The sequence below is a fragment of the Labrys okinawensis genome (assembly GCF_002982075.1).
GTDB classification, from domain to species: domain Bacteria; phylum Pseudomonadota; class Alphaproteobacteria; order Rhizobiales; family Labraceae; genus Labrys; species Labrys okinawensis_A.
Window position 1 is genome coordinate 493,900 of record NZ_PUEJ01000001.1, and the last position, 17,143, is coordinate 511,042.

Consider the following 17,143-nt stretch of genomic DNA (forward strand, 5'->3'; position numbering starts at 1 on the left):
AGCGGGCTGACAGGGAGGGAAGAATGGGATTGGCAAAGCGCAGCGCTGCCCTGCTGGGCGCGGGATTGTTCGGCCTATGCGCCCTTGGGGGGCAGGCGGAGGCCAAGGACAAATACAAGATCTATCTGTCGATGAGCTATATCGGCAATGACTGGCAGGGCGAGGCCGCCAACATGGTCAAGGCCATGGCCGCCAGCAAGGAGATGGCCGACAAGGTCGACCTCCAGGTTCAGGTCGCCGGGCCCAATGCCCAGCGCCAGATCCAGCAGATCAACGCCATGGTGCAGGCGGGCGCCAAGGCGATCGTGGTCTTCCCGATTTCGCCCACCGCCCTGAACGCGGCCGTGAAGAACGCCTGCGGCAAGGGCGTGGTGGTGATCGCCTATGACGGCGAGATCACCGAGCCATGCGCCTACAACGTCACGATCGACCAGAGCGAGGCAGGGCGGGTCACGGCCGAATGGCTGGCCAAGAAACTGAACGGCAAGGGCAACATCATCGCCATCACCGGCGTGCCCGGCACCTCTGTCGATACGCTACGCACCAAGGCGGCCAAGGAAGTCTTCGCCAAATATCCCGGCATCAAGATCGTCAACGAAGCCGTCGGCATGTGGAGCCAGGCGGTGGCCCGCACCGAATTGTCCAAAATCATGGCCACGCGCAAATGGGACGAGATCGACGGGCTGTGGATGCAGGTGGGTTGCTATACCGCCAACACCATGCAGATCGAAGCGGGCGCCACCCCCGACAAGCTCAAGCCCTGCGCCGGCGAGGGCTCGAACGGCGGCCGCATCCAGATGCTGCCGGTGGGTACCGAGGTGGAGGGCGCCAACGGCACCTATACGCCGATGGCCGCTCCCCGAATTTCCTATGCCTCGCCGCCTTATTCGGGGGGCCTTGCCCTGAAGCTCGCCGTTGCCAAGCTCGACGGCAAGGACATTCCCAAGCACACCGTGCTGCCCTTGCCGATCGTGACGAACGAGACGATCAAGCTTTGCCAGGAAGGCAGCTGGGCTGAGATGAAGGCCGGCTGCAATGCCTTCAAGCCTTCGCTGGTCTCCAATCCCGGCTGGTTCGCCTCGATCTATTCGGCAGAGACGCCGGAGCTCGGCCTGTCGGCGGCGCTGGTCGGTCAGCCCGAGAATTGAGGGTGGGCAGTGGCGGATGAGCGGCCGCGATTCAGGCAAGCACTCGCCGCCAAGTTCAGTCGCCGTCGCGCCGCCCCTCACCCTTACCCTCTCCCCGCAAGAGCGGGGCGAGGGAGACTTCGACCGACGGCCTCATACTGAAAGCATCCGGCCTCGCCCAACCGGCGGGCGCTTTGAGTGGCTAAAGGATGGATCGCAACGCCTGAGCCCCCTCGCCCCGCCACTTGCGGGGAGAGGGTAAGGGTGAGGGGCGGCGCGACCTCATGGATAAGACATCAATTTGCACGGACCGCTTCCTATGTCATCCCCATCCGTTCAGATAGCCTCGCCGAAAGCGGCGGTCGCGGCCTGCGACATCAGTCGTTCCTTCGGGCCGACCATCGCCGTCGACGGCGTCTCCTTCGAGATCCGGGCGGGCGAGACCCACGCGCTTCTGGGTGAGAACGGGGCGGGGAAGTCGACCCTCGTCAAGCTGCTGTCCGGCCTGATAACGCCGACCGCAGGGCATTTCGAGATCTTCGGCCAGCAGGCCGTGCTCGCCAGCCCGCGCACGGCCCATCGGCTCGGCATCCAGACGGCCTTCCAGGAGTTGACCATCGTCAAGGACCTGACGGTGCTCGACAACATGCTGCTCCCTTATCCACCGACTCTGCTCGGCCAGATCCGCCGCTCCGAGGCGCGCCGGCAGGTGGCCGATCATCTGGACGCGCTCGGCCTGGCGGCGATCGACCTCGACACCGATCTGCGCGATCTCGATCTCAATCTGCGCCAGAAGATCGAGATCGCGCGCGCTTTGTTCCGCCGCCCCAGCATCCTCCTTCTCGACGAGCCGACCTCCACCCTGTCCGGCCGCGACATCGATTGGCTGGGTGGGCTGATCGACGGCCTGAAGCGCGATGGTGTGACAGTCGTCTTCATTTCCCACCGCATGGCGGAGGTGAGGGCCTTTTGCGATCGGGTCACGGTCCTGCGTGGCGGCAGGCACATCGCCACCGCCAGCCTTGCCGATGTGGCCGACGAAGACCTGATCGGCATGATCGCCGGCAGGGAACTGGGCCGCTCCTTCCCACCCAAGCCGCCGGTGCCTTCGCTGACCGGTGATCCCGTGCTGTCGGTAAATGGCCTCGGCACGCATAAGAGGCTCGAACGTGTCGGCTTCGATCTGCGCGCGGGCGAGATTCTCGGCGTCGCCGGCCTCCAGGGCATGGGTCAGCTCGAACTTTTCTCCGCCCTGTTCGGCATGGAGGAATATCGCGGCGAGATCCGCATCGATGGGCAGCCGGTGACGCTGACCTCCCCGCGCGATGCCATCGAGGCGCGTATCGGCATCAGCCTGGTCCCCGAGGACCGCAAGACCGAGGCGCTCTTCCTCAAGCTCGATGGGCAGCGCAACGTCTCCCTGCCGGTGGTCGAGCGCTATACCAGGTTCGGCCTGATCGATGAAGACAGCGAGGAGAGGGATGTCGCCCGGGTCTTCGGCCGGCTCAACGTGCAGATGCGCGCTTTGTGGACCAGCGTGAAATCCTTCTCCGGCGGCAACCAGCAAAAGATCGCCATCGCCAAATGGCTGTTCGCGCAAAGCCGCGTGCTGCTGCTATTCGATCCGACCCGCGGCATCGATGTCGGCACCAAGCACGAGATCTATGCACTGATCCAGCAATATGCCGCCGCCGGCGGCGCCGTCCTGTTCCATTCCACCGAGATCGCGGAACTCGACCATCTCGCCCATCGCGTCCTCGTGCTCTATCGTGGCAGGGTTGCGGCCGATCTCTCCGGTCCCGCGATCTGCGAGGATGCCATTCTGCGCGCCACGCTGGGCAGCGCTTCCACCATCCAGGAGGCATCATGAGCGCGGCCCATGCCGATATGTCCCTCAAGCCGTCGCCGCTCAAGCGCGTAGGCCTGCGCTGGTCTCGCCACCGGGGCACGCTGATCGCCGTTGCGGCCTTCCTGGTCTGTCTCGGCCTGATCCGCCTCGTCAGCGGATCCCTCAATTATTACGACATCTCGACCATCGCCACCGGCGGGGCCACGCTGGCGACCGCCGCGATCGGCCAGACCATCGTGGTCCTGTCGGGCGGGTTCGACCTGTCGGCCGCTGCCGTGATTTCGCTGGTCAACGTCACGCTGGCAAGCCACATGCAGGACGATCCTTCCAGCATCCTCCTGTGGTCTTGCGCCGGCATCGCCATCGGGGCTGCGGCAGGCGCCTTCAACGGCTTTTTCATCGCCTTTCTGCGCCTTCAGCCGATCGTCGTGACGCTCGCGACCATGTTCATCCTGCAGGGCGTGACGCTGCTGGTCATGGACAAGCCGGGTGGGCAGCTTCCCGCCGGGTTCAGCGCCTTCTTCACCGCCGACGCGATCCCCGAATGGCTGCCTGGCCCGGTTCTCATGCTCGTCCTCCTGGTGCTGGGCTGGCTCCTCCTCAAGAACACGGTCTTCGGCAAGGCGATCTATGCCGTCGGCTCCGACCGGGATGCGGCACGCGCCGCCGGCCTCAATACCCGCCTATGCGAATTCTTCGTCTATGTCCTCGCCGGCGGGCTCTACGGGCTGGCCGGCGTGTTCATCAGCGCGCAGACCGGCTCGGGTGATCCGCTGGTCGGCAATCCCATGCTGCTGCAGATGTTCGCGGCGGTGGTCGTCGGCGGCACGCTGCTCGGCGGCGGGCGCGGCGGGCCGGTCGGCACCATCTTCGGCGCCTATGTGCTGATGATGGTGGTCAATATCCTGCTCGTTCTCAACGTGCCGGCCTTCTATTCGTCCGTGGTCGAGGGCACTATCCTGATCCTGGCGGTGCTCGGCGCTTCGATCACCCGCACGTCGGTGCTCGCCTCGACCCTGCGCCTGAGCGGCCGGCGCCTGGCAGCCTGGCGCCAGGGGCGTCTGCCCCGCCAGCTGTCCCTTCCGGAAACGCGGTTGCGGCTGCCGGCCGATCAGCCTCAATTGGCACGGCCGGGTTTCTGGACCCGCCGCCAGGAAGATTTGCGCACCGTCCTGCCGGCCTTCGCCTGCTTTGCGATCGTTCTCGTCGTCAGCCAGTTCGTACTCGGCAGCACGCTGGCCTCTTGGGGCTACTACAATTCCCTGATCGTGCTGGCGAGTTTCCTGGCCATTCTCGCGCTGGGGCAGGGGAGCGTGATCCTCACCGGCGGGCTCGATCTCTCCCTGCCTTGGACGATCGCCTTTTGCGGCATCGTCAGCGCCGGCCTGATGAAGGGATCGGACAGTGCCATGCTCTATGCCCTGCCGCTCGCTTTGGCGATCGGCACGTTTATCGGCCTTTTGAACGGTCTCGGTATCGTTGCCCTCGGCCTGTCGCCGATCGTGATGACCTTGGCGATGAACGGCATTCTGCAGGGCTTCGCGCTCGTCTATTCCGGCGGGACGCCCGACGGTTTTTCGGCCCCGGGGCTGCGCTGGATCATGACCGGCCAGGTGATGGGCGTGACGCCGATCGTGCCCCTCGTCATCCTGTTCGTGCTCTTTGCTGCCATCCTGCTTGGCCGGACGGCCTTCGGCCGGCGTGTCTACGCCATCGGCAACAGCGTGCGTGCCGCCGAGCTTTCGGGCGTTCCCGTCGGGGCGACCCTCGTCAAGGTCTATATGCTGTCGGGCTTCTGCGCGGCGCTCGTAGGCTGCCTCCTCGCCGGCTTCTCCGGTCAGGCGAGCCTGGGCATGGGCGATGACTATCTCCTGCCCTCCATCGCGGTTGCCGTAGTGGGCGGAACGCTGATCACCGGCGGGCGGGGGCGCTATATCGGCATGATCGGCGGCGTGCTGTTGCTGACGGCCCTGCAGACCCTGCTGGCCGGCACCACGCTACCCTATGCGACCCGCGCCATTCTCTATGGGGTAGTGGTGCTCTGCGCCGTCATCACATTGCGCGAGAAAAGTTCCTGAACATATTGCTTTATAAGGAAATACCATGGCTGGAATTGCCCTCAAGCCCGGGCTTCGGGTTCTCATCACCGCCGGAGCTTCCGGCATCGGCCGCGCCATCGCCGACCTGCTGATCGACAATGGCGCCAGGGTGCATGTGTGCGATGTCGCCGAGCAGCACCTGGCCGATTTCAGCGCTGCTTATCCCGGACATGGCGCGAGCCTGTGCGACGTGTCGGACGAAGAGGCGGTGGCCAGGCTGTTCGAGGAGGTGAAGGCCGGGCTCGGCGGCCTCGATGCTCTGATCAACAATGCCGGCATTGCCGGACCGACCGGCGGGGTCGAGGAGATCGCGCCCGCCGATTGGCGCCGCACCATCGATGTCTGCCTCACCGGCCAGTTCCTGTGCACGCATCATGGCGTGCCGCTGCTCAAGCAGGCCGGCGACGGTGCCATCATCAACCTGTCCTCGGCGGCTGGGCGCTACGGCTATGCCTATCGCACCCCCTATTCGGCCGCCAAATGGGGGGTGATCGGCTTCACCCAGAGCCTGGCCAAGGAACTCGGCCCCTCGGGCATCCGCGTCAATGCCATCCTGCCCGGCATCATCCGGGGCCCGCGCATGGAGGCAGTGATCCGTGATCGCGCCGCGCAGGTGGGCGTGCCCTATCAGGCGATGGAAAAGCAGTATCTCGATCGCATCTCGCTACGCCGCATGACGGGCCCTGAGGATGTGGCGGCGATGGTCCTCTTCCTGCTGTCGCCCGCCGGGATCAACATCTCCGGCCAGTCCCTGGGCGTCGACGGCAACGTCGAATCCCTGTGAGCGAACACCCTCTCGGACGGGAGCACCCCATGAAGACAGCCATCATCGGATCCGGTTTCATCGGCCGTGCCTGGGCCATCACCTTCGCCAGGGCCGGCCACGAGGTCAGGCTCTGGGACAAGAACGCCGATGCCTTGCCCAAGGCCTTGGCCTTCATCGACGAGATGCTGCCGGATCTTGCTGACAACGATCTGTTGGGCGGATTCGCACCAGCCGAGGTCAGGGCGCGCATCCATCTCGAGGCCGATCTCGCCGCGGCGCTCGATGACGTCGATCATGTCCAGGAGAATGCGCCCGAGCAGGTCGAGCTGAAACGCGCTTTGTTCGCCGATCTCGACAGGCTGGCGCCGGCCAAGGCGGTGCTGGCGAGCTCGACCTCGGCGATCCTGCCCTCCGCCTTCATGGAGCATCTTCCCGGGCGCCAGCGCGGGCTGGTCTGCCACCCCATCAATCCGCCCTATCTGGTGCCGGCGGTGGAGGTCTGTCCCTCGCCCTGGACCTCGCAGGAAGCCATGGGCAAGGCGGCGGATTTCATGCGCAGCTGCGGCCAGTCACCTTTGGTGATGAAGCGCGAGATCGACGGCTTCATCATGAACCGCCTGCAGGGCGCCCTGCTCGAAGAGGCGTTCCGCCTGGTGGCCGACGATATCGCCAGCGTCGAGGACATCGATGTCGGCTTGCGCGACGGGTTGGCCTTGCGCTGGTCCTTCATGGGGCCGTTCGAGACGATCGACCTCAACGCGCCCGGTGGCGTGCGCGACTATGCCGAGCGCTATCAGGGCATCTACGCCAACATCTTCCCCTCGGTGCAGCACCGCGTCGACTGGGCCGGCCCCGTGATGGAGCGGGTGGAAGCCGAGCGCAGCGCCCTTCTGCCGCGCGACAAGCTCGGTGAGCGCCAGATGTGGCGCGACCGCCGGCTGATGGCCTTGCTCGCTCACAAGCGCAAGGCCGCCAAGGACATCGGAAAGTGAGAAGACATCATGGCCCGCAATAAAGTCATCATCACCTGCGCCGTAACCGGCGCCATCCACACGCCCTCGATGTCGCCGCATCTGCCGGTGACGCCGGAAGAGATCGCCGATGCGGCCGTCGGCGCCGCCGAAGCCGGCGCGGCGATCGTGCACCTGCATGCCCGCAATCCGCTGACCGGCGAGCCGGACCAGACGCCGGAGGCCTTCGCCAGGTTCCTGCCCCAGATCAAGCAGCGTTCGAACTGCGTCATCAACCTGACCACCGGCGGCGCCCCGACCATGAGCATCGAGGAGCGTGTGCGGCCGGCGGCGACCTTCGCGCCGGAAGTCGCCTCGCTCAATCTCGGCTCCATGAATTTCGGCCTGTTCGGCATGCTCGATCGCTTCACCGATCTCAAGCACGAATGGGAACGCACCTATCTGGCCAATAAGGACATCATTTTCCGCAATACTTTCGGACAGATCGAGCACATCCTCACGACCTGCGCCGGCAATGACACGCGCTTCGAGTTCGAGTGCTACGACACGGCCCATCTCTACAATCTCAAATATTTCTTCGATCGCGGCCTGGTGAAGGCTCCGCTGTTCATCCAGACCGTGTTCGGCCTGCAGGGGGGCATAGGCGGCCATCCCGACGACGTCCTGCATATGAAGCGCACGGCCGACCGCCTGTTCGGCGACCAGTATCGCTGGTCCGTCCTCGGGGCCGGGCGCAACCAGTTCAACATTGCGGCGATGGCGGCGGCGATGGGCGGCAATGTCCGCGTCGGGCTGGAGGATTCGCTCTGGAACGGCCCCGGCGTGCTCGCTCGTTCCAACGCGGAGCAGGTCGCAAGGGTCCGCCAGATCATCGAGGGGCTCGGCCTCGCTGTGGCCACACCGGACGAGGCCCGCGAAATGCTGGGCCTGAAAGGCGGCCATGCCGTGAATTTTTGAGCCCTCGCTCAGGGCGGCAGCCGCGAGGCTGAAAACAAGAACGGTTGAAGGAGAGGGAACGAGCATGCGCATCGAAGTCTTGCTGGATGTGAAGACCACCTTGGGGGAGGGGCCGCTCTGGGATGTCGACCAGCAGCGCCTCTACTGGATCGACAGTTTCGACGGGCGCGTCTTCCGCGCCACCGCGGACGGCCGGGAGCTTCGGGCTTGGGACGTGCCGCAGAAGATCGGCTCCATGGCGTTGCGCAAGGACGGCTCGGGCGCCGTCGTCTCGCTGGCGCGCGGCTTCCACCTCCTCGACTTCAAGACGGGGAACGTCGAACTCATCCACGATCCCGAACCGGACCTACCCAACAACCGCATCAATGACGGCAAGGTCGACAAGCGCGGCCGCTTCGTCGCCGGCTCTATGGACACGATGGAGGAGGGGCCGAACGGGGCGCTCTACAGCCTGTCGACCGATTTCAAGGTGACAAAGCTTGATTCCGGCATCATCTGCTCGAACGGGCCATGCTGGAGCCCTGATGGTAACATCTTCTATTTCACCGACACCTGGTCCGGCGAAATCTCGGCCTATGACTATGACCAGGATACGGGCAGCGTGTCGAACAAGCGGACCTTCGCCAAGGTCGACGGCTCGGGGGGCGGTGCGGCCGACGGCTCGACGGTGGACGCCGAGGGCTGCCTGTGGAATGCCCTGGTCTATAACGGCAAACTTGTGCGCTACCGCCCCGACGGCTCCGTCGACCGGGTGATCGAGATGCCCGTCAAAAAGGTGACCAGCGTGATGTTCGGCGGGCCCGATCTCGATGTGCTCTATGTGACTTCGATGGCGAAACCCCCGCTGCCACGCTTCCCCGGTGATGGCGTGCTGCGAGGAAGCCTCTTCGCAATCCATGATCTCGGCATCCGGGGCGTTCCGGAGCCTCGTTTCGGCGGATGAGAAAGCTAAAGAAACGGCAAGGCACCAGAGTACTTCCTGAAATTTCCATCGCAGGAATTGCCGGAGCCCCCGCCGCCGGCTGAAGTTAAGGATGAGAATGATCTCGTGCCGCCAAGTGGCCGAATGGGTCGCCCACCCTGCCGCGCCGGCCACTCATTGCGCGGGAGCTGTGGTCCGTTCGGCGTTCAGGTGAGAAAATGCCCCCTTCTTGATATTTTGCAAAAAATATTTCATATCAATAAGTTATTTAATATTCTTAGATCAATAATTTATCGATCTAAGCTGCTTTGTCAGGAAGAGCTCGCGATCCGCTCACCCTTCGTGCCGTAAGCGGGCCCCCTGTCTCTTCCGGCCGCAAATCGCCGCAGCCGGAAGAGTCTGTTGCATGGACGGGTGCGCGGATAGTTCGCGTGAAAACGCGAACTATCCGCTGATCAGGGTCCTATTCCACGATCTGGACGATCCGCCGGGTACCGGGATCGACCAGCACCACCTCGTCATTGACGACCGTATATTTGTAGCGGACTTCTCCGTAGGCCGCTGGTACGTCGTAATATTCGACACCTTCCTCGGGCAGGACGACGCCTACATTGAGGGGCTCCTCATAACGGTAGGAAGGAATATGCCGCTCGATCACATATTTACGGAAGCGGGGGCGCTGCTCGATCCCAAGCAATCCGTTGATACCGCCTGTCACCGCGCCGACCGTGCCGCCGACGATACCGCCGACCGGGCCAGCTTTCTCATTGCCGCTTTCCGCCCCTTCCTGGGCTCCACCCATCACGCCTTGCGCGTGGGCAGCGGCCGGCAGCCACAGCGCCACCAAAGATATGCCAACCAAGTTCATTACCCTGCTTTTCATGGCCTTTCTCCGTGGTTGTCGAGTGTACCCACTCCAGATATGAGCGATACAACAACCCATGGATGCAATTGTTCCACGGTAGTTTGCTGAAAATAGGAATTACGGCAATTGCCTTCAAATTATCCCTGAGTTCGCATTAAGGACACATTTGTGATCAATCTGTGATGCTTCCGATATGCCGATAATTTGTGAATATACTGAGATATATAGGTAGATAATTCTTATTCTGACATCGGCGGGCCGTGTCCCAATTGCCGTTCGGATTCGCTATGGCGCAGACGACGGATCCCTCGTTTCGTATGTGCGAAATCGCACATTCTCCGCATAAAATTACCTCTATGGCTTCAGGAATTTTTAGAGACCGGCGATAAAGGCGGTCTGATATAAGGTAATATGGTAATGGGCGCTGCAACTCTTCCCCACATCTATCGTAGCGTCGACATCGATCGCTTTCCGAAGCCGCCGCGCAATGAGGCGCAGCGCCCGGAGGCTCTCGCCGTCACCGCCCGGGTCGCGACAATCCCGGTCGTCCTCATCAGCGCCGCCGCGCTGATCCGAGATTGCCTGGCACGCTGCCTCGCCGCCCCCGATTTGAACTACACCTTGCACGGCTATGCCTCGGTTGACGAATGGCATCCGGCGGACCTTGCCGTTCCGATGACGATATTGCTGTGTGCAACCGGGGACAGGGCGACGGAACGGGCTATCTGCGACGACATCGCCAAATTGAAAGCCAAGGCTCCCGCCAGCCGGATCATCGTACTCTCCGATGCCGAGGACGCCGTTCTGGTCCGCCGGGCTGTCGAACAGGGAGCTCAGGGCTTCGTCGGCATGACTTTCAATCTCGACATGGCTGCTGCCGCCATCCGCCTGGTTCAGGCGGGGGAGAGGTTCGTCCCCGTCACCAGCCTCCTGGCCGCACAGGCTGCTCCTATGCCGGCTTCCGACAAGGGGGCGCTCTGCCAGGCTCTCACCCAGAGGCAGATCGACGTCATCGATCGTTTGCGCCGCGGCGAGTCCAACAAGATCATCGCCTACAAGCTCGATATGAGCGAGAGCACGGTGAAGATTCACATCCGCAACATCATGCGTAAGATCAAGGCGCGCAATCGTACGGAAGTGGCGATCCTGACCAAGGACCTGTTCGACTGAGCGCGCAGCGGAACTTGAGGCAGCACGCATTCATGCCTGCTTGCCTCGGCATCAGCTTCGACAGCCGGTGGTCCCGGCGACCGCGTCAAATCGCAAAACGTCGAGCCTCTCCTAGGCGAGCCTTTTATGTGTCGCCGCGTGCCGGGAACATGGCGCCGCCATCGGGCGTTATGGCCCTGTGTGGTGAAGGGTATCTACCATCACCCTCACGGATGACCAGAACGGAGAATATGATGGCCGACTCGATCTCCCCGGACGATGTGCGCAAGGAACTGGAAAAGCAGATTGCCGACCTTCGGAAGGAAATCAGTGCGCTCGGCAAATCGATCGCGGATCGCAGCGCCGAGACGTTGGAGCGTACACGCGAAGCAGCCTCCGAGGCCGTGGATCGGGCCAAGGGACAGACGAGAGCATCCTTCCAGCAAGCCCGCGAGCAGGCGTACGCCGTGAGCGACGCGGTGAGGGAACATCCCGGTACGGCCGCGACGATATTGTCTTCGGCGGGTGTTGTCGGATTCGTAATTGGGCTCTTCGTCGGTGCAAACCTGCTCGGGAACGAGCGGCGCTAGCTCTGTCGAGCAGGCGCTGACACCGACACGGTGTTCCGAGGTGGTTTCCAGCCGGGTGCGCTCACTTGTCGACCAAGGCAAAGCGCAGCCTGGCTGGTTCGCCTGCAGCATCCGGCCAGCCCAGGGTCGAACTGGCAAAGGCGTACAGAAGAGCCGCCAGCCGGGCGCATGCCTCGGAGTTGGCGACGCTTGTATTGCCAGCTTCACCCGCGCCGGGACCAAACCGCACCTGGCACTGATACTGTTCCAAGCCGCCGTCGAGCATCCTGACGGTCAGTCTGCTCCTGGGCAACAGGCAGCGCCGGAGTTTCTCGACGGCGTCGATGGAAGCTGTCAAAGGATCGGGCTCGCCGCAATGCGAGCCATCAGCGGACGATAGGCGATGGTCGGGCAGGACGACCAGCCAGTCGGCGAACATGCGCCCGTCGAGATAGCGAAGACTGAGGCAGATGTCGCGATCGAGCCATGAATCGCTGCCATTCAGCCGACTGGCCCTGTCGGCAAACGAAAAAAGAGCGCGTACGTCATAGGCTTGCATCAGAATGGTACCTCGATCTTTGTCGAGGGCAAAACGGCGTCGGCCGCCAAAGGTTTCCTGCTGCGACCAAGTGGAGCAGCGCGGCGGCGCGAGCTTTACAGTGCCGGGAACCATGCGCCCGGTTCGCAGGTTCAGCGCTATAGCGTTTTGCGATTTGGCGGAATTACCGGAATCGCAAACACGCATTTTCGTCTCAATGCGTTTTGCTCCAGGACGGCTCGATATCGAGACCGTGGCACTCGGGCAGGATCTGCGGCGTGAAAGGGGAGGACATTATGCGCGGTCTTGGCTTTCTGGCTTCATTCGCAGGACTGGTCACTATTGCCAAGCTGCTGGATGAAAATCACCAATTGCGCCAGGAAGTGGAGGCGCTGAAAGCAGCCGTCCGGCGCCGGGACAGGGCAGTCCAGTCAGACGAACCTTGGGACGCAGTCGATGAAGCGAGCGACGAGTCGTTCCCGGCCAGCGATCCTCCGGCTTTCACCGCGCGCCGCAGGACCTGACGATGCCAGTGCCAACGCGTCCACCTAGAGCAAAGCGCGTTCAAGCGTGAACGCTTATTTGCTCTAACTCATTGTTCTGACGGGTCTTTGCGATTCTAGGTGACTCCGTCTAATCGCAAAACGCTATAGTCGCAAGGTGCCCTGGCGATCAGGATCAGGGCGGCGAGGATTGCCACGCTTCCGGTCAGCCGCACGGCGAGCGGTCCGTTTGGCGCAAGACGTTCGAACGTAACGCGGCGGTGGCGGCCGCCATTTGATGCGCAGGTCCATCACCCCGATCGCCAGAAGGATCGCGGCCGGACCGGCGGCGTTCAGCAGCAACGTGTACTTAACCGCAAACCGTCCGGAAAGGCCGCAGGCGCCTGTCGGTTGGTTCCGGCTTCGGGCATGCGGCGCCAGCAGAAGAGCTGATTGTCTTCCACGGCGAGAACCGCCAGGCACCGGCCAGCAGAACGGTCAGCGCTGCGGCGAGAGGGACGGACATCGGGGTCTCGCCCATGCCGGCCATGGCGAGCGCGCATGCCAAAGGTCGCGGCCGTGGCCAATGCCAAGGCGAGGCCCAGACAGCCCGTGAAGGCAAGCCGGGAGGACCATTTGGTACTGGCATTTGGCACGCCGTCCCATGCCCTGTCGGCGTGAATGTGGCTCATGACGGATCTCACGGCATTCTCGATACGCGTTGGCGTTTGTGCTAGTGCGGGATCACCGGATGGTGGGAGTGACAAGTTTGGCGGGATTCGAATGGACTCGCTGATGACGGCCGCGGCCCGTGCGCTTGCCGCCGGCGATCCGCTCGGTGCCCTGAACCGGGTTGCGCTGCGTGACGATGCACCGGCCTTGGCCCTGCGCGGCATCGCGATGGCGCAGCTCGGTGACCTCGACCGTGCCCGAGCCCTGATCCGAGCTGCGGCGCGCGCCTTCGGCGTCAGGCAGGCCGTGGCGCGTGCAAGATGCGTCGTCGCCGAGGCCGAAATTGCTTTCGTCTCGCGTGACCTCGGCTGGCCGGCCAAGGCCCTGCATGCAGCGCGCACGACGCTGGAACAGCACGGCGACCGGGTGAATGCCGCTCATGCCAGATATCTCGAAGCCCGGCGCCTGCTGCTGATCGGGCGCCTGGACGCCGCCGAGGGAGAACTTGCCGATTTCGAGCCCGCATCCCTGCCGCCGGCCTTGAGAACGGCGCATGACCTGGTGGTTGCCGGCATTGCCATGCGCCGTCTGCAGATCCGACAGGCCCGTACGGCACTGACGCGGGCCCGGCTGGCAGCGCGTCAGTCTGGAATCCCGGCGCTGGCGGCGGAGGTCGAAAGCGCCACGCTGATCCTGGATACGCCGGCCGCCCGCCTGGTCGCGGGCGGCAGCGAACGCCCGGTAATGCTGGATGAAGTCGAGGCTTTGCAGACGTCGAAGGCCCTTGTGATCGATGCTTGCCGTCATATCGTACGCGACGCGGAGAAAGAGGCTTCGCTCGCGCGGCGGCCGGTGCTGTTTGCCCTCGTCAGGGCCCTTGGCGAGGTCTGGCCGGGCGATATGTCGCGAGACGAACTGGTGGCGCGTGCCTTCGGAGCCAAGTCGGCCGACGAGTCCCATCGCGCCCGCTTGCGGGTCGAGATGGGCCGCCTGCGCGCCACGCTGCGAGGACTGGCTACCGTCGACGCGACCAGCCGCGGCTTCCTGCTGGTGCCGAGGCGCGCCGGCGAGGTCCTGGTGCTGGCCCGCCCGGTCGAGGAGAAATATGCGGCGGTGCTGGCATTTCTCTCCGATGGCGAAGCCTGGTCCAGTTCGGCTCTGGCGCTTGCACTCGGGGCCAGTCAGCGTACCGTGCAGCGGGCTCTGGACGAACTCGCCTTCGCTGCCAAAGTGCAGTTCTTCGGGCGGGGGAGGGCACGGCGCTGGGTTACGCCACCGGTGCCGAGTTTCGCGACAACCTTGTTACTCCCGCCGCCGCTGCCATGAAGCTAAAGACTCTCATGGACCAAGGATAGGGTATGCCGCATGAAACGGACATCTGCAGAAATCCTTCGTGAATATGGCCCCTTCACCGGTGTCGAAGCCGTGCACGGGGTCAGCTACGATGGCGAGAATGTCTGGTTTGCCTCCGGCGACAAGCTGAACGCGCTCGATCCGGACAGCGGCAGAACGGTAAGGTCCCTCGACGTCGCCGCACATGCCGGCACTGCCTTTGATGGCAAGCACCTGTTCCAGATTGCGGAGGATCGCATCCAGAAGATCGATCCGGCCACCGGTACGGTGCTCGCCAGCATTCCAGCACCCGGAGGCGGCAAGGATTCGGGCCTGGCTTGGGCCGAAGGCGCTCTCTGGGTCGGCCAATATCAGGACCGCAAGATTCACCAGATCGATCCCGAGACCGGTGCCACGCTGCGCACCATCGAATCCAACCGCTTCGTCACCGGTGTGACCTGGGTGGATGGAGAGCTCTGGCACGCCACCTGGGAAAACGACGAGAGCGAATTGCGGCATGTCGACCCGGTTACCGGAACGGTCCTCGACAGCATCGAGATGCCGGCCGGCCTGTTCGTCTCCGGGCTCGAATCCGACGGGCGCGACCGTTTCTTCTGCGGCGGCGGCGAAAGCGGAAAGGTCCGCGCCGTCCGCCGGCCGGCCAAGGCAAAGCCCGTTCGGAGCTAACGCCCGTGTGCTCAGACAAGTACCGGCCGGCCGGGCCGAAACAGGTCGGAGAGAATGTCGAGCGCCTGGCCGAGCTGAGCGATCGTAGGAGCGCCGAGGCTTATCCGTACCCCGCCTTCCGGTGCTGAGGGATCGGCCATCGCTGCGCGTGCCGGCATCAGGGCGACCCCGCGCAGCGCGGCACGGGCGACGAAGCGGTCCGCCGCCTCGGTCGCCATAGGCAGCCAGGCATGAAAACCGCCATTGACCTTGAGCCCCGCCTGCTTGGGCAGGCGTTCGGCGGCGAGCGCCGAGCGCCGGACGGCATCGGCTCGGATCGACGAGGCGACGGCTTCGGCGGTCCCGTCCGTCAGCCATATCCTCATGATCTCGCCCTGGAGAGCCGAGGCCGTGGTGCAACTCGCCTGCAGCCTCGCCTCCGCCTCGGCCACGCAATCGGGCGGGACGACGAGCGCACCCATGCGAAGCCCGGGGCTCAGGGCCTTGGAGAGACCGGCGACATGGAAGGTGCGTTCAGGCGCAAGGGAGGCCAGGGGGCGGACGCCCGGCGGCGCGAAAATGCCGTAGACGTCGTCCTCGATGATGATGACGTCGTGGGCATGGCAGAGGCGGGCAACGGCCTGGCGGCGTTCGGCGCTCATCGTCGCGGTCGTCGGATTGTGGAGGGTCGGCGTCACATAGAGCACCCGGCGCTGGCCATGATCGGCGCCGAGCGCCTCGGCCAGGGCATCGGTCGTAAGGCCCTCTTCGTCCATAGCGAGGCCGACTATCTCGAGACCGGCCTGCCGCGCCACCAACAGGGCGCCTGGATAGGTCAGTGCCTCGGTCAGCAGACGGGTTCCCGGCGGGCAGGCCATGGCTAGCGCAATGGCGAGCGCCTGCTGGGCACCATGAGTCAGCAATGTGCGGTCCGGCTCGGCGTCGACGCCCCGTCCGGCCAGCCAGCGCGCTATCAGGCGGCGATGCTCCGGTTGTCCTGCAGGATGGGAATAAGCACCGAAAGTTTCGGCATCGAGGCGTTTTGCCAGTATCGCCAATGTCGCCTGCAGCAGTCTGTCGCTCAGCATCTGCGGCGGGGCATTGATGCCGAGGTTGATGCTCCCGGTCCCCATCGTCGAGGTGCCTGCCACGAACATTCCCCGGCCGTGGAGGGATCTCACCAGACCGCGTTGCTCCAGTCTGGCATAGGCCTTGGTGACGGTGCCGACTCCGATGCCGAGGCGCCAGGCGAGATCACGATGGGCCGGCAGCCGGTCGCCCGGGCCGATCAGGCCTGCGGCGATGTCGTCGGCAAGCGCCCCGGCAAGCCGTTCGAATGGCGGTTCGTCGCCTGGCGCCAGGCGTGGCGCCCAGGGGGATGCAAGCTTCACGGCGAACTCGTTAATTGTGTCACATGACACTATTGCTTCTTCTAAAATAGTGTCACGCCTCTATGATCCCGTCAATTCTCCGCCGAACCGACGGCCTGCCATGACATCCGACCTGCTGACCGCCTTTGTCCTCTATGCCTTCGTCACATCGATCACGCCCGGTCCGAACAACACGATGCTGCTGGCCTCCGGAGCCAATTACGGCCTCAAGGCCACAATGCCTCATCTCCTCGGCATCAATCTGGGTTTCTGCGTCCTGGTCCTCGCGGCCGGGTTCGGCATAGGCGGCCTGTTCGCCGCCGTCCCGCTCCTTCACACGCTGCTTCGCTATGGAGGCGCGGCCTACCTTCTCTATCTTGCCTGGAAGATCGCCAGGGCAGGTGGACCGGAATCCGACGGTGGCCGAGACCGTCCGATGAGCTTTTTCCAGGCGGCAGCCTTTCAATGGGTCAATCCAAAGGCCTGGATCATGGCGATCGGCGCGATCGCCGCCTATACGCCGGCCAACGGTTTCTTCGGCAATGTCCTGATGGTAGCGGCCATCTACGTTCTGGCCAACGCCCCCTGCCTGCTGGTTTGGGCGGCGGTGGGGACCGCTTTGCGCGGCTTCCTGTCGGAACCTGTGCGATTGCGCATCTTCAATGTGGTGATGGCTCTGGCGCTGGTCGCATCGCTCTATCCGATCCTGGCTGAAGCGGGCAGCTGATCGACAGGCGTATCGCCACCTCTTTCTAGAGATCGAAGGTGAGATAATAGGTCACGACGGAGAACAGCAAGGCAAGCAGCAC

At 63.9% G+C, this 17,143-nt stretch carries 16 protein-coding genes; 13 read left to right on the top strand and 3 right to left on the bottom strand.

Annotation, left to right across the window (positions count from 1 at the left end):
* The first annotated feature begins 23 nt into the window (after positions 1-23).
* From C5L14_RS02310 to C5L14_RS02340, 7 genes are all read left to right on the top strand, one after another.
* Positions 24-1,148, top strand: a complete 1,125-nt coding sequence (locus C5L14_RS02310) for a sugar ABC transporter substrate-binding protein (RefSeq protein ID WP_105860395.1) — start codon at positions 24-26, stop codon at positions 1,146-1,148.
* Positions 1,149-1,446: 298 nt separating this feature from the next.
* Entirely contained in the window at positions 1,447-2,997 is a 1,551-nt protein-coding gene (locus C5L14_RS02315; protein ID WP_105860396.1) for a sugar ABC transporter ATP-binding protein, read from the top strand.
* The gene (locus tag C5L14_RS02320; protein ID WP_245443189.1) at positions 2,994-5,054 is read left to right on the top strand and encodes an ABC transporter permease; all 2,061 of its coding nucleotides are present in this window, start codon (positions 2,994-2,996) and stop codon (positions 5,052-5,054) included. Before C5L14_RS02315 ends, C5L14_RS02320 begins: the two co-directional genes overlap by 4 nt.
* Before the next feature lie 25 nt (positions 5,055-5,079).
* Positions 5,080-5,859, top strand: a complete 780-nt coding sequence (locus tag C5L14_RS02325; RefSeq protein WP_105860397.1) for an SDR family oxidoreductase — start codon at positions 5,080-5,082, stop codon at positions 5,857-5,859.
* Between the two features lie 29 nt (positions 5,860-5,888).
* Positions 5,889-6,833, top strand: a complete 945-nt coding sequence (locus tag C5L14_RS02330; RefSeq protein ID WP_105860398.1) for a 3-hydroxyacyl-CoA dehydrogenase — start codon at positions 5,889-5,891, stop codon at positions 6,831-6,833.
* Positions 6,834-6,842: 9 nt separating this feature from the next.
* Complete coding sequence (locus tag C5L14_RS02335) at positions 6,843-7,769, top strand: 3-keto-5-aminohexanoate cleavage protein (protein WP_105860399.1); 927 nt, start codon at positions 6,843-6,845, stop codon at positions 7,767-7,769.
* A 64-nt stretch (positions 7,770-7,833) separates the two neighbouring features.
* Entirely contained in the window at positions 7,834-8,712 is an 879-nt protein-coding gene (locus C5L14_RS02340) for an SMP-30/gluconolactonase/LRE family protein (RefSeq protein WP_105860400.1), read from the top strand.
* Between the two features lie 442 nt (positions 8,713-9,154).
* Here the strand turns inward: C5L14_RS02340 and C5L14_RS02345 are convergent, their stop codons facing one another.
* Positions 9,155-9,559 (bottom strand): DUF1236 domain-containing protein, encoded by a 405-nt coding sequence (locus C5L14_RS02345; RefSeq protein WP_428832597.1) that lies wholly within the window; start codon positions 9,557-9,559, stop codon positions 9,155-9,157.
* 414 nt (positions 9,560-9,973) lie between these two features.
* On the opposite strand from C5L14_RS02345, the gene C5L14_RS02350 reads away from it, so the two are divergent.
* Positions 9,974-10,726, top strand: a complete 753-nt coding sequence (locus tag C5L14_RS02350) for a LuxR C-terminal-related transcriptional regulator (RefSeq protein WP_181160984.1) — start codon at positions 9,974-9,976, stop codon at positions 10,724-10,726.
* Between the two features lie 233 nt (positions 10,727-10,959).
* Positions 10,960-11,295 (top strand): DUF883 family protein, encoded by a 336-nt coding sequence (locus C5L14_RS30240; protein ID WP_181160985.1) that lies wholly within the window; start codon positions 10,960-10,962, stop codon positions 11,293-11,295.
* 61 nt (positions 11,296-11,356) lie between these two features.
* Here the strand turns inward: C5L14_RS30240 and C5L14_RS02360 are convergent, their stop codons facing one another.
* On the bottom strand, positions 11,357-11,947 hold the full coding sequence (locus C5L14_RS02360; RefSeq protein ID WP_105860404.1) for a hypothetical protein: 591 nt from the start codon (positions 11,945-11,947) through the stop codon (positions 11,357-11,359).
* A 161-nt stretch (positions 11,948-12,108) separates the two neighbouring features.
* Between C5L14_RS02360 and C5L14_RS30245 the strand changes: the two genes are divergently transcribed.
* The 3 genes from C5L14_RS30245 (at position 12,109) to C5L14_RS02375 (ending at position 14,985) form a co-directional block, all read left to right on the top strand.
* Complete coding sequence (locus tag C5L14_RS30245) at positions 12,109-12,336, top strand: hypothetical protein (RefSeq protein WP_181160986.1); 228 nt, start codon at positions 12,109-12,111, stop codon at positions 12,334-12,336.
* Between the two features lie 741 nt (positions 12,337-13,077).
* The gene (locus C5L14_RS02370; protein ID WP_105860405.1) at positions 13,078-14,292 is read left to right on the top strand and encodes a helix-turn-helix domain-containing protein; all 1,215 of its coding nucleotides are present in this window, start codon (positions 13,078-13,080) and stop codon (positions 14,290-14,292) included.
* Between the two features lie 39 nt (positions 14,293-14,331).
* Positions 14,332-14,985, top strand: coding sequence for a glutaminyl-peptide cyclotransferase (locus C5L14_RS02375; RefSeq protein ID WP_105860406.1), 654 nt, complete (start codon positions 14,332-14,334; stop codon positions 14,983-14,985).
* A gap of 11 nt (positions 14,986-14,996) precedes the next feature.
* On the opposite strand, the gene C5L14_RS02380 is transcribed toward C5L14_RS02375, so the two are convergent.
* Complete coding sequence (locus C5L14_RS02380) at positions 14,997-16,355, bottom strand: PLP-dependent aminotransferase family protein (protein WP_105860407.1); 1,359 nt, start codon at positions 16,353-16,355, stop codon at positions 14,997-14,999.
* 100 nt (positions 16,356-16,455) lie between these two features.
* Here C5L14_RS02380 and C5L14_RS02385 point away from each other — a divergent pair, with 100 nt between their 5' ends.
* Positions 16,456-17,061, top strand: coding sequence for a LysE family translocator (locus tag C5L14_RS02385; protein ID WP_105860408.1), 606 nt, complete (start codon positions 16,456-16,458; stop codon positions 17,059-17,061).
* Positions 17,062-17,143 lie beyond the last annotated feature (82 nt).